The organism is Vibrio sp. 1CM23M, assembly GCF_023161755.1.
GTDB classification, from domain to species: domain Bacteria; phylum Pseudomonadota; class Gammaproteobacteria; order Enterobacterales; family Vibrionaceae; genus Vibrio; species Vibrio coralliirubri.
Window position 1 is genome coordinate 85,280 of the sequence record NZ_JALNTR010000009.1, and the last position, 14,048, is coordinate 99,327.

Consider the following 14,048-nt stretch of genomic DNA (forward strand, 5'->3'; position numbering starts at 1 on the left):
TGCAAAATATTGACGAAACAAAACCGAAAAAGGTGATCCACTTAATATTTTTATGCGCTAAGTACAGTATCATGTGCCACATAAGTCAGGACGGATTTATCAGCCCAATATTCTAGCGAACGGAGTATTTGCACACAGAATAGGCTAATAACTAACTATATAATCAGAATAATTCTCTAAGGATCCTGTTATGGCTACTCAAGTTGAAGCTCCTCAAGCTACTCGTCTCGAAGAAGATCTATTAGGTCAACGTCATGTTCCGGCTGATGCTTACTACGGCATCCACACTCTACGCGCAGTTGAAAACTTCAACATCTCAAATGTAACGATCTCAGATGTACCTGAATTCGTTCGCGGCATGGTGATGACTAAGAAAGCAGCGGCTTTAGCAAACAAAGAGTTAGGTGTAATTCCAAGCGAAGTGGCTAAATACATCATCCAAGCTTGTGACCTAATTCTAGACACGGGTAAGTGCATGGATCAGTTCCCATCGGACGTTTTCCAAGGTGGTGCTGGTACTTCTGTAAACATGAACGCAAACGAAGTTGTTGCGAACGTGGCTCTTGAACTTATGGGCAAAGAAAAAGGCCAATACGAGTTCATCAACCCGAACGACCATGTAAACCGCAGCCAATCTACAAACTGTGCTTACCCAACTGGCTTCCGTATCTCTGTTTACAACAGCGTTCGTAAACTGATTGATGCGATCGAATACCTAAAAGGTGCATTCGAGCTTAAGAGCCAAGAATTCAACACGATTTTGAAGATGGGTCGTACTCAGCTTCAAGACGCAGTTCCAATGACGGTTGGCCAAGAGTTCCACGCTTGGGCTGTAACCATCAATGAAGAAATCAAAAACCTAGAATACACTTCAAAACTACTGCTTGAAGTAAACCTAGGCGCAACGGCTATCGGTACAGGTCTGAACGCAGCACCGGGTTACCAAGGCCTAGCAGTAAAACACCTAGCAGAAGTAACAGGCCTAGAGTGTGTAGCGGCTGAAGATTTAATCGAAGCAACATCTGACTGTGGCGCATACGTAATGACGCACGGCGCACTTAAGCGTCTAGCTGTGAAACTGTCTAAAATTTGTAACGATTTGCGTCTGCTTTCTTCTGGCCCACGTACTGGTCTGAACGAGCTAAACCTACCTGAACTGCAAGCCGGTTCTTCAATCATGCCTGCTAAAGTAAACCCAGTTGTGCCAGAAGTAGTAAACCAAGTTTGCTTTAAAGTTCTAGGTAACGACAACACGGTTTCTTTCGCTGCAGAAGGTGGTCAACTGCAACTGAACGTAATGGAACCCGTTATTGCACAAAGCATGTTTGAGTCTCTAGACATCCTAACAAACGCTTGTGTGAACCTACGCGACAAGTGTGTAGACGGCATTACTGTAAACAAAGAAGTGTGTGAATCTCACGTATTTAACTCTATCGGTATCGTTACTTACCTAAACCCATACATTGGCCACCACGAGGGTGACATTGTTGGTAAGATCTGTGCTGAGACAGGTAAGAGCGTGCGTGATGTGGTTCTAGAGCGCGGTTTATTAACCGAAGAAGAACTTGATGACATTTTCTCTGTTGAAAATTTGATGCATCCTCAGTATAAAGCGAAGCGCTACGAATAAAGTTAGCGAGAAAGGGCTCCAAACGGGGCCCTTTTTTAGGCTTCAATACGGTTAACCATGATTATTTTGTGGATTTCCGTTGGTTGCGCTTTTGCCAAATTGAATCTAAACCATAGAACTATTATGTGAACATTCCAGCGGCGAATGTTCACATAATAAAATCTAAATGAGGTGTTACTTATGATTGCAGTAGAACTGTTTGTCGTCCTGCTCTTTATCTTTTTGGGGGCCAGAATTGGCGGTATCGGTATTGGTTTTGCCGGTGGTGCTGGTGTTATTGCCCTTTCACTTATTCTTGGCGTTCCAACAAGCCAATCTTTCATCCCGATCGACGTAATCTTGATCATCATGTCAGTTATCACCGCAATTGCTGCAATGCAAGTTGCTGGCGGTATGGACTGGTTGGTACAAATTGCCGAAAACTTTTTGCGTAAACACCCTGAACGCATCACCTTTTACGCGCCGATTGTGACCTTTGTAATGACATTAATGGCGGGTACTGGTCACACAGCATTCTCTACGCTTCCTGTTATTGCAGAAGTAGCGAAAGGCCAAGGTGTTCGTCCTTCTCGTCCACTGTCTATCGCAGTTGTCGCTTCTCAAATTGCTATCACAGCTTCGCCAATCTCGGCTGCAGTTGTGGCTTTCGCAGCAATGTTGGCACCATTTGGTGTTGATTACCTAACGCTACTGATGGTTTGTATCCCAACAACCTTCATCGCTTGTATGGTTGGCGCGGTTGTTGCTAACTACATGGGCAGTGAACTGAAAGACGATCCTGTTTACCAAGAGCGTCTTGAGAAAGGTCTAATCAAACTGGCAACAGAAGAGAAACGCGAAATTCTGCCAACAGCGAAGAAAGCAACGTACATCTTCCTAGCAGCGATTGGTTTCGTGGTGTGCTACGCAGCAGCTATCTCTAGCTCTGTTGGTCTAATTGAAAACCCTGCGCTAGGTCGTAACGAAGCGATCATGTCTGTGATGCTGGCAGCAGCAGCGGCTATCGTTCTGTTCACTAAGATTGATGCAGCTAAGATTTCTTCAGCGCCAACATTCCGCTCTGGTATGACGGCATGTGTATGTGTACTTGGTGTGGCTTGGTTAGGTTCAACATTTGTAAACGCACACGTTGCTGAAATCAAAGACGTAGCAGGCGCTCTACTGGCTGACTACCCATGGATGCTGGCTCTTGTTCTGTTCTTCGCTTCGATGCTGCTTTACTCTCAAGGCGCAACAACGGTTGCACTGATGCCTGCAGCACTAGCGATTGGCGTAGCACCACTAACAGCCGTTGCTTCTTTTGCTGCGGTAAGTGCGCTGTTCGTACTTCCAACTTACCCTACGCTACTAGCAGCGGTTGAGATGGATGACACAGGCTCAACGCGTATCGGTAACTACGTTTTCAACCACCCATTCTTCATTCCAGGCGTGGTAACAATCAGTACAGCGGTAGCACTCGGCTTCGCGTTCGGCGGTCTGTTTATCTAATATTCGCTGATGATTGAACATTTAAAAGGAAGCTTCGGCTTCCTTTTTTATTTTCTACTCAACGTGTTGTTTGATACACATCAAATAACCATTATAAACTTTAAAAACCGCCTAAAAATAAAGTTTGAATAAAATTCCAAGATTATTCAACCCAACTAGAAACAACACCTATCAAATCAATCCCCCCTCGCTTTCCTTTAATCCATAGCGAATATTAATCCAAGCTAACTAACCAAAAAACCTTGCCGTTTTTCTGCCATTTTTCTGACCATTCATTAGCGATTATTTTTGTGAACAGCACCAAACTTAAATACTGACGTAAGGAATAAAATAACCGCAGCTAAATTAAATCTAACTTCATTTGGATTAGTAAATATAAAAACAAACTTAATTTAAAGTCAGCAACTTTATATCGTTGAGTGCTTTATAAATGTCCGTATATTTACAATCTATAAATCATTAGTCGCTAATTCACATCACTTCTATTTAAGATGATGTAAGGAGATAGCCATGACAACTCAAACGATACCAAGCGAGAAAAAAAAGGGCGGCTTCTTTGCCAACTTTAAATTCCCTTCTGCCTACACCATTCTATTTATTCTAATTGCGTTCGTCGCACTGCTTACCTGGATTGTTCCAGCAGGCCAATACGACCGTGCAATGAATGAAGAGCTAGGCCGAGAAGTACCCGTAACCGGAACCTATCAAGCGGTAGAAGGTAACCCTCAAGGCGTGATTGACGTACTGCTAGCGCCTATTGACGGCTTCTACGACCACAATAGCTATGAAGCTGCGGCAATCGACGTTTCGCTGTTCATCCTAATCATTGGTGGCTTCTTAGGACTAGTAACTAAGACGGGGGCGATTGATGCCGGTATCGAACGCGTTACCGCCCGATTAGAAGGGCGAGAAGAGTTGATGATACCAATACTGATGGCACTGTTCGCCGCAGGCGGTACTGTCTACGGCATGGCGGAAGAATCACTACCATTCTATACATTGTTGGTGCCTGTAATGATGGCTGCTCGCTTTGACCCTCTGGTGGCTGCTGCGACGGTACTACTTGGCGCAGGGATTGGGGTGCTAGGTTCAACCATTAACCCATTCGCAACCGTGATCGCTGCCAACGCCTCTGGCATTCCATTTACCGACGGTATCGCGTTGCGTATTGCGATGTTGATTATTGGTTGGGGTATCTGTGTCGCCTACGTGATGCGCTACGCAAGAATGGTTCAAGCCGATCCAAGCAAATCCATTGTGTACGACAAATACGAAGAGAACAAAGCGCACTTCCTTGGCAACGCAAGTGGCGAAAAACTGGAATTCACCGCAACTCGTAAACTGATTCTGACCATTTTTGGTGGTTCATTCGCGGTAATGATTTACGGTGTATCCGTTGCTGGGTGGTGGATGGCAGAGATCTCTGCAATGTTCTTAGCAGCAACCATCATCGTCGGTATTGTGGCTCGTATGAGCGAAGAAGAGTTTACCACCAGCTTTATTGATGGTGCCCGTGACCTACTTGGTGTTGCGCTTATCATAGGTATTGCACGTGGTATCGTAGTGGTGATGGACCGCGGTATGATCACCGATACCATTCTGTTCTCTGCAGAACAAATGGTAACGGGGCTTTCTTCGGTTATCTTCATTAACGTGATGTTCTTCTTAGAGATTCTACTGTCGTTCTTAGTTCCATCGACCTCTGGCTTGGCGGTACTTACCATGCCAATCATGGCACCACTGGCTGACTTTGCTGGCGTAGGTCGTGACCTGGTTATCACTGCGTACCAATCAGCATCTGGCTTGGTGAACCTAATTACGCCAACCTCCGCGGTGGTGATGGGTGGCTTGGCGATTGCTCGCGTCCCTTATGTACGCTGGGTTAAATGGGTAATGCCACTAGTCGGTATCTTGATGGTGTTCTGCATCATTGTTCTGAGTATTGGTGCGCTTATCTAAAACCTACACACCTCACTTTCTCACTCAAAGCCGCTTTCTAGCGGCTTTTTTATTGACCTCTCCCAATGTAACCCTCTGCTACTGAAACAGCTCCTCAAAGCCATACACGTCATATTCAAGGTATCTTCTGTTCGTAGCAAAGCTCAGCCAAACCCAAAGCACTCGCAATAGAAGAATCAATCCTACTTTTAAACATCAAATTAGCTTGATGAAATAACACTCTATTTTCAACCATGATGTTTAAACAAATAGTTAGTCACTTATTAGCGTTAATTATATTTAAAGTAATTTATAGCCTAATAAATAGACGAGAGTTAATTCCCTTTTTTATCAAAAACCACACTTAAACAGCCGGTTTTAAAATGTGATCGCAACAGCTTTATTCGCATTTACTTTGTTAATAAATAATTAATTCCACATCCAAAATTAAATATCTAAATAAAAACACTGCATACTTCCAAGCTAAGTACACTCTTATCAATAAAACTATTCTGCATATAATCCCTCGTAAATTGGATTCTAGTAAGTTTCGTAAAAAAAGTGTGCATAAAGTTCCCTAACTGCTAACTATTTAGAATGTATTAGTCATGACTGCAAGTGCATAAAGTTTGTTAAAACCCTTAATTTTAAAGGGCTGCGGGATAAAAAACGATTTGTGATAGATCTCTAAGAATACCTGACTAGCAGGCGTAATATTAATTCCAGACAAGAGATATGAATAAAATAATTCATTCTTCTCAACTGAAAATAAATAATTACTCTTAGCGATAAAAGTAATTCAAATATATAAGAGAGAGACGATCATGAGTAAGTTCTATGTAGGTTCTGAAATAGGTCAATTACGCCGCGTTCTAGTTCACCGTCCAAGACGCGCACTGACTCACCTAACACCCTCTAACTGTCACGATTTACTATTTGATGACGTACTGGCTGTTGAGCGTGCAGGTAAAGAGCATGACGCATTTACTCAAACGCTACGTGATCAAGGTGTTGAAGTTCTTCTTCTTACTGACCTACTAGCAGACACGCTAGCAGTGCCAGAAGCGAAAGATTGGCTTTTGAATCATCAAGTTTCTGATTACCGCTTAGGCAAAACTTTTGCTAACGACGTGCGTTGCTACTTGGGCGACTTACCAAACCTAGAGCTAGCAAAAATCCTAACGGGCGGTCTGTCTTACGCTGAGATGCCAATGAAATCATCTTCAATGATGCAAGGCATGCACGCACCAACCGACTTCATTATCGAACCTCTACCAAACCACCTATTTACTCGTGACACATCTTGCTGGGTATACGGTGGTGTATCCATCAACCCGATGGCAAAACCTGCTCGTCAACGTGAAACCAACCACGTTCGCGCTATTTACCGCTGGCACCCGACATTCGCTGGCCAAGACTTCATTAAATACTTCGGCGATGAAGAAAACATCAGCTACGACAACTCAACGATTGAAGGCGGTGACGTTCTTGTAATCGGTCGCGGCACCGTTCTTATCGGTATGTCTGAGCGTACAACAGCACAAGGTGTTGAGCACTTAGCATCTAGCCTATTCAAACACGGTCAAGCGAAACAAGTTATCGCAATGCAACTACCAAAACACCGCTCTTGCATGCACCTAGACACCGTGATGACGCACATGAACGAAGATACGTTCTCTGTTTACCCTGAAGTGGTGAGTAAAGACGTGCAGTGTTGGAACCTAACTGGTGATGAGTCTGGCGCAGTGAAAGTGAAAGAAGAAGGCTACTTCGTAACGGCTATCGAAAAAGCACTTGGTGTAGACAAGCTAAACCTAATCACGACCGGTGGTGACAACTTCCATGCAGAACGTGAGCAGTGGAACGATGCAAACAACGTTCTAACGGTTAAACCTGGCGTCGTGATTGGCTACGAAGGCAACACATACACCAATGAAAAATACGACAAAGCAGGCATCACAGTTCTTCCGATTCCAGGCGATGAACTTGGCCGCGGTCGCGGTGGCGCACGCTGCATGAGCTGCCCAATTGAGCGTGATGGTATCTAATCACTAAGACGAAACGGCCAAGTTGAACGATCTTAAATCATCTCAGCTTGGCCAAAATGAGAGAACACAATTATGACTAAGCAAACTGTTGTTGTCGCACTCGGTGGTAATGCCCTACTTCGTCGCGGTGAGCCGTTAGAAGCCGATGTTCAACGCCGTAATATTGAAACAGCTGTTAAAACCATCTCTGAAATTGCGAAAGTGTACAACGTGGTTCTAGTACACGGTAATGGCCCACAAGTTGGTTTACTTGCTCTGCAAGGTTTGGAATACAAAAAAGTAAATCCGTACCCGCTAGATGTGTTGGGCAGTGAGACTCAAGGCATGATCGGCTACATGCTGATGCAAGAGTTCAAGAACTACCTGCCTAACCGCAACATCTCATGCATGTTGACGCAAATGACGGTTGATCCAAATGATCCTGCATTTGCGGATCCAACCAAACCGATTGGTCCGATTTACGAAGAAGCTGAAGCGCGTGAATTGGCAGAGAAATTCCACTGGATCGTCAAACCCGACGGCCAACATTTCCGTCGCGTAGTACCAAGCCCACGCCCTACTGGCATTGTTGAGCACGAAGCGATCACCCAGCTTATCGATGCAGGCCACTTAGTGATTTGTACTGGCGGCGGCGGTATCCCAGTGAAAAAAGAAAATGGCAAATTAGTGGGTGTGGAAGCGGTTATTGACAAAGACATGTCAGCGGCTTTCTTGGCGAAACAACTGGATGCGGATGCACTGCTTATTTTAACCGACGCGGACGCTGTTTACCTTGATTGGGGCAAACCGACTCAACACGCATTGCGCAGCACCACACCAAGTGAACTGGCGCAATTCGAATTTGATGCAGGCTCAATGGGGCCAAAAATTGAAGCATCGTGCGAATTCATTCAGCAAGGCGGCAAAGTCGTCGGTATTGGTGCACTCGAAGATGGTTTGCAAATCCTGCAAGGCCAAGCGGGCACCAATATCACCAGAGATTAGCGCACTAAAAAGCTTCTATAACCTGGTAAAAACAGAATTAAACGAAACAAACAGAACCGAACAAATTTAACTTAAAAATTGAATCGCGCTTTCTTGAATTTTCTTTCCCTGTAACAAGAAAGCGCCTAAATCTAAGAAGGAATACATCATGGCTTTTAACCTACGCAATCGTAACTTCCTAAAACTACTAGATTTCACTCCACGCGAAATTCAACACTTGTTAGATCTTTCTATGGAGCTAAAAAAAGCGAAGTACAACGGTTACGAACAGCCAACACTGACTGGCAAAAACATTGCGCTTATCTTTGAGAAAACCTCAACTCGTACTCGCTGTGCATTCGAAGTAGCGGCATTCGACCAAGGCGCTCGAGTGTCTTACTTAGGCCCATCTGGCTCTCAAATTGGCCACAAAGAATCAATGAAAGATACCGCTCGCGTTCTTGGCCGCATGTACGATGGCATTGAATATCGCGGCTTCGGTCAAGAAATCGTTGAAGAGCTAGGCGCTTACGCTGGCGTGCCAGTATGGAATGGTCTAACTGACGAATTCCACCCAACACAAATTCTTGCTGACTTCCTAACCATGACCGAATATGGCCGTGGTAAACAACTGCATGAAATCAGCTTTGCTTACCTAGGTGATGCTCGTAACAACATGGGTAACTCTCTAATGGTTGGCGCTGCGAAAATGGGCATGGACATTCGCCTTGTTGCTCCAAAACAATTCTGGCCACAAGAAGAGCTATTAGCTGAATGTCGTGAAATTGCTGAACACACAGGCGGCAAAATCACGCTAACAGAAGATGTTCAAGAAGGCGTGCAAGGTTGTGACTTCCTATACACCGATGTTTGGGTATCGATGGGCGAAGCAAAAGAAGCGTGGGCTGAGCGCATTAACCTAATGATGCCTTACCAAGTCAACATGGACATGATCAAAGCGACTGGCAACCCACATGTGAAATTCATGCACTGCCTACCGGCTTTCCACGGCGAAGATACCACCGTAGGCAAACAACTTGCTGCTGAATATCCACAACTAAAAGACGGCGTTGAAGTGACAGATGAAGTGGTTGAGTCTGAATACTCTATCGTGTTCGACGAAGCTGAAAACCGCATGCACACCATCAAAGCAGTAATGGTTGCGACACTAGGCAGCTAATAAGTTAATAAGTTAAGCACTCACTTGTTCGCAAGACGTTGACAAGTTAAGTGCAATAACAGGGAAATGCGGGTGGCGTTCTTGGGATTTTGACCTTGGATAAAACCCGCATTTTTTTTCATGTACTAGAAAGGATTATTACCTGAAAAAGCCTGAGATTCGCAGTTCCGACAAAGGCTTAAATGAAAGCTAAAAACGGACGCAATTTCGCATAAAAATCCATTAAATGAATACTTTACAGAAAGTATTGCATGGTCTTTTTATCTGAGTATAATCCTCCGCAATTTGTCTAAAGAGAGCAAAAAATGAACCGCAATTCTGTCGCACATAATTGTCAAATCACACGCCAAAGAGTGGCGTTGGTGTCATTTTTATTTTGCTCTATTGATCGTTTCGAAGCCTCCTATTTTTAGGGGGCTTTTTTTTGTCCGCAATTTGACTGTATGCATAGAAGGAAGACCCGTTATGGCGCATTCGTTATTTAACAAGCACATCATCTCCATACCTGAGCTCACTCGTAATGAACTAGAGCTTATCGTCGACACAGCAGCAAGACTCAAGGCCGAGCCAAACCCAGAGTTGCTGAAAAATAAAGTCGTTGCGAGCTGCTTCTTTGAGCCTTCAACTCGAACTCGTCTTTCATTTGAAACCGCCGTTCAACGCCTTGGTGGCACGGTCATCGGCTTTGATAATGGCGGTAACACATCACTGGCGAAAAAAGGCGAAACGCTTGCCGACTCAGTGCAGGTTATTTCATCTTACGTGGATGCCTTTGTGATGCGTCACCCACAAGAAGGCGCAGCACGTTTAGCGTCTGAATTCTCTAACGGTGTTCCGGTGGTAAATGGCGGCGATGGTGCCAACCAACACCCAACTCAGACCTTGCTGGATCTGTTCTCGATTTACGAAACGCAGGGCACGCTTGATAACCTCAATGTCGCATTCGTCGGCGACCTAAAATATGGCCGTACTGTGCACTCACTAACCCAAGCGCTATCAAAATTCAATAACGTACGTTTCTTCTTTATCGCACCAGAAGTATTAGAGATGCCAGATTACATCTGTGAAGAGCTAGAAGAGATGGGGATCCAATACAGCACTCACAGCAGCATTGAAGAAGTCGTGCCAGAACTGGATGTTTTATACATGACTCGCGTACAGAAAGAGCGCTTTGATGCGTCGGAATACGCACACATGAAATCGGCTTACATCCTAACGGCCGATACCCTGAAAGACGCGCGCCAAAACATGAAGGTGCTTCACCCGCTACCACGTGTCGACGAAATCACAACCGACGTAGATAAAACGCCACACGCTTACTACTTCGAGCAAGCTGAAAATGGTGTGTATGCTCGCGAAGCCCTATTAGCCCTAGTTCTAAACGACACTTTATAAGCAGGAGATACAGTCATGGTTAAACAAACTCAACTACAAGTAGAAGCCATTCGTAAAGGCAGCGTGATTGACCACATCCCTGCTCATCTTGGGATTAAAATTCTCAAACTGTTCAAGCTGCATAAAACAGAACAACGCATCACGATGGGGTTAAACCTGCCATCATCAGCGCTCGGCAACAAAGACCTAATCAAGATTGAGAACATCTTTCTGACCAAGGAACAAGCCAACCAATTGGCTCTGTACGCTCCACAAGCGACTGTGAATCAGATTGAAGAGTACAAAGTGGTCAACAAGCTAACACTTGTGCTGCCAGAACAAATCAACAGTGTGTTCGCTTGCCCAAATAGCAACTGTATTTCGCACGGTGAACCTGTCGAAAGTAGCTTTAAAGTGCAGCTAAAACACGAAAACGTACAGCTAAAATGTCACTACTGTGAAAAAGTATTCTCTCGCGAGATCATGAGTGAAATTCGCTAACCCTTAGCGCTATTACCTCCGCAATAAAAACCCTTAATAATTCATGGATATTTATTCCCAACACGGAATAAATATCCATTTAACCAAAGAATAAAACTCCGCAATAAAAGCAATTAACCAGAATTTTGTTTGGTGATCGCCTTCAAAAAGATAACTATCCTTTAGTGGTAAACTCAATGCATAGATGATCATACATCTCGCATACCCTTCCTTCTCTACTTCGGGATTCATCGGTAAGCCTAATTAATAATCGTACTCTACGGCTTTGGGAGTGCGTTCTGCGCTATGGACAAGCGATATCCACACGTTGACCTTAAGGAGTTGTTCATGAACGAAATCACTGAGCACGGTTGCTTGTATTCAGCTGAAGATAAAACACTGACTGCGGCGTGCAAACGCTTACTACAACAACAAAGCTTCTCGACCCAAAATCAACTGCGCGAGAAACTGGTCGAGATCGGTTATACAGGCATTAGCCAATCGACTGTCTCTCGCATTTTGTCACAGCTTGGCGTTGTCAAAATTCAGAATGCCTGTGGTAAAAAGGTTTACTGCATTACAGTTGAAAGCGCGCCTGTGCGTGTCGATGCCTCCATCTCATCGCAAATCGAATTAATTACTCACAACCAAGCGATGGTGATCGTCAAAACAAACCCTGGTTGTGCGCAGTTGGTCGCAAGGTTAGTCGATATCGACCCACATACAGAGATTATCGGTACTGTTGGCGGCAATGACACTGTGCTCATTATTCCAAAAGATACGATGAACATTGATGCTTGCGAACAAGTAGTAAGAGCACGCTTAGGTGTTGCCTAAATGTCTTACTGGCAAGGGCTGTTCACTGCAGTTGCGCAGCTAACCCTCTCTCGACTGCCTAGCAAAGTGGCTCACCCGCCCTAGCGGATATTTGCTGGTCGATGAAACTAATCACAAACTATTACGGTCTGATTGAGTTAAGATACCTTCAACTCCAATTTGATGACTAAATAGTATGCGACGACTTGCCACATTACTTTTTGTTTGTGTTTCCCTGTTCACCCAGCCTGCGTGGGCGCTTTTTGGAAATGACAACGCCGAGCCAAGCTTCGGAGGCAATAACAACGGTTTTGTCCCTGTAGACCAAGCTTTCCCTTTCAATTACTACCAGCAAGACGGCAAGGTGCTTCTCGACTGGCAAGTAAAAGAAGGCTACTACCTCTACCAACATAGCCTCTCTTTCACTGGGCAAAATCTCGCGATCGGTAACGTTGAATTAGAAGATGGTAAGCCACACCAAGATGAATTCTTTGGTGAGGTGAGCATTTATACCCAGCCGTTATTCGTTCAAGTTCCCCTACAGAGTTACCAAGATGGCTCACAGCTGATCGTTAAATATCAAGGCTGTGCGGATGCGGGTTTCTGCTATCCACCCGAAACTCGAATCATCGACATTGAACCATTTGCGGCTACAGATTTTGGTTCTGGTTCAGGCGACTCTCAAGCTAATGCGGTATCGCAAGAGTCATCGGCTGCAAACAATGAAACCGATGTTTCAACGCAACAAGCTTCTCTAAAAGCAGACGTTGCAACTAACACCACTCCACAATCAAGTGCACCCGTTTCAAAAGAAGCGAGCCTAGCCGATAAGCTCGGTGACAGTTGGTGGACGCCATTATTATTCTTAGCACTTGGTGTTGGCTTAGCCTTTACACCGTGTGTTCTGCCGATGTACCCAATTCTAACGGGTATCGTTTTAGGTGGCGGCAAGCTCAGCCAAGGTCGTGCGCTGATGTTGTCGTTCATCTATGTGCAAGGTATGGCGCTAACCTACACCCTGTTAGGTTTAGTGGTTGCCTCTGCAGGTATGCAGTTCCAAGCGGCGATGCAACACCCTTACGTATTGATTGCGTTGAGCGTTCTATTCGTGGCGTTAGCCATGTCGATGTTTGGCGTTTATAACCTGCAACTGCCAAGCAGCATTCAAACTTGGCTCAACAACCAAAGTAACAAACAACAAGGTGGCAATACCTTGGGCGTGTTCGCGATGGGGGCTATCTCGGGCTTGGTATGTTCACCTTGTACCACAGCGCCATTGTCAGGTGCACTGCTGTATGTGGCTCAAAGTGGCGACCTATTAACCGGAGCAATCGCTCTTTATGCGTTAGCGATGGGTATGGGTATCCCGCTGATCTTAGTTGCGGTGTTTGGTAATAAGCTTCTGCCGAAAGCAGGCAGCTGGATGGACAAGGTGAAGATCGTATTCGGCTTTATCTTGCTGGCAGCACCTATCTTCCTGCTAGAGCGAATTATCCCTGAATTATGGGCAACGGTACTTTGGTCTGGATTAGGCTTCATCGCCTTTGGTTGGCTTTACCACAGCAAGAATGCACTGCCATTCGGCGGCTGGAAGCAAAGTGCAGTGGGTATCATCGCGATGCTCGGACTATTCGCTTCAGCGCAACCAGCATTGAATTACTGGTTCGCCGAAAAGAGTGTTGTGGTTGAACAACAAATCCAATTTGCACGCGTCAATACGGTTGAAGAATTAGAAATCCAGCTCATCGAAGCCAAGAAACTCGGCAAGCCAGTGATGCTCGATTTCTACGCCGATTGGTGTGTGGCATGTAAAGAGTTCGAGAAGTACACCTTCCACCAAGCTGATGTTGAGAACAAGCTTTCTAATTTCGTCCTGCTTCAGGCTGACGTGACAAGAAACATGCCTCAAGACATTGAACTACTTAAACAATTGCAGGTACTCGGATTGCCAACCATAGAGTTCTGGGATGGCGAGGGTAACCATGTTCCAAATGCTCGTGTAACCGGTTTTATGCCTGCCGATGTATTCTTAAAACACATGCAAAACCACCAGCTATAACCGCAATATTCACTAAAATATAAGCCGAATCGAAAGCCGCACCGCCCCTCCGTAACGAGATGGCAGTGCGGC

The 14,048-nt window shown here is 45.0% G+C and carries 10 protein-coding genes; all 10 read left to right on the forward strand.

Going from position 1 to position 14,048, the window contains the following annotated elements; translation table 11 throughout:
• Positions 1 to 190: 190 nt before the first annotated feature.
• On the forward strand, positions 191 to 1,630 hold the full coding sequence (gene aspA / locus MSG35_RS20340; protein ID WP_248384893.1) for an aspartate ammonia-lyase: 1,440 nt from the start codon (positions 191 to 193) through the stop codon (positions 1,628 to 1,630).
• Positions 1,631 to 1,810: 180 nt separating this feature from the next.
• Positions 1,811 to 3,118, forward strand: a complete 1,308-nt coding sequence (locus MSG35_RS20345; protein WP_048659195.1) for an anaerobic C4-dicarboxylate transporter — start codon at positions 1,811 to 1,813, stop codon at positions 3,116 to 3,118.
• A 510-nt stretch (positions 3,119 to 3,628) separates the two neighbouring features.
• Positions 3,629 to 5,077 carry a YfcC family protein gene (locus tag MSG35_RS20350; protein ID WP_248384894.1) on the forward strand — a complete coding sequence of 483 codons (1,449 nt, stop codon included), beginning with the start codon at positions 3,629 to 3,631 and terminating at the stop codon, positions 5,075 to 5,077.
• A gap of 803 nt (positions 5,078 to 5,880) precedes the next feature.
• Positions 5,881 to 7,104, forward strand: a complete 1,224-nt coding sequence (arcA, locus tag MSG35_RS20355) for an arginine deiminase (protein WP_017062724.1) — start codon at positions 5,881 to 5,883, stop codon at positions 7,102 to 7,104.
• A 72-nt stretch (positions 7,105 to 7,176) separates the two neighbouring features.
• Complete coding sequence (gene arcC, locus MSG35_RS20360) at positions 7,177 to 8,088, forward strand: carbamate kinase (RefSeq protein WP_248384895.1); 912 nt, start codon at positions 7,177 to 7,179, stop codon at positions 8,086 to 8,088.
• A gap of 148 nt (positions 8,089 to 8,236) precedes the next feature.
• A complete protein-coding gene (locus MSG35_RS20365) occupies positions 8,237 to 9,247 on the forward strand; it encodes an ornithine carbamoyltransferase (RefSeq protein ID WP_048663019.1) in 1,011 nt (336 codons plus the stop codon).
• Between the two features lie 465 nt (positions 9,248 to 9,712).
• Positions 9,713 to 10,642 carry an aspartate carbamoyltransferase gene (pyrB, locus tag MSG35_RS20370; protein ID WP_017062721.1) on the forward strand — a complete coding sequence of 310 codons (930 nt, stop codon included), beginning with the start codon at positions 9,713 to 9,715 and terminating at the stop codon, positions 10,640 to 10,642.
• Between the two features lie 15 nt (positions 10,643 to 10,657).
• Entirely contained in the window at positions 10,658 to 11,122 is a 465-nt protein-coding gene (gene pyrI, locus MSG35_RS20375; protein ID WP_248384896.1) for an aspartate carbamoyltransferase regulatory subunit, read from the forward strand.
• A 327-nt stretch (positions 11,123 to 11,449) separates the two neighbouring features.
• Positions 11,450 to 11,938, forward strand: coding sequence for an arginine repressor (locus MSG35_RS20380; RefSeq protein WP_048659199.1), 489 nt, complete (start codon positions 11,450 to 11,452; stop codon positions 11,936 to 11,938).
• A gap of 175 nt (positions 11,939 to 12,113) precedes the next feature.
• Entirely contained in the window at positions 12,114 to 13,976 is a 1,863-nt protein-coding gene (locus MSG35_RS20385) for a protein-disulfide reductase DsbD (RefSeq protein ID WP_248384897.1), read from the forward strand.
• The last annotated feature ends 72 nt before the right edge of the window (positions 13,977 to 14,048 follow it).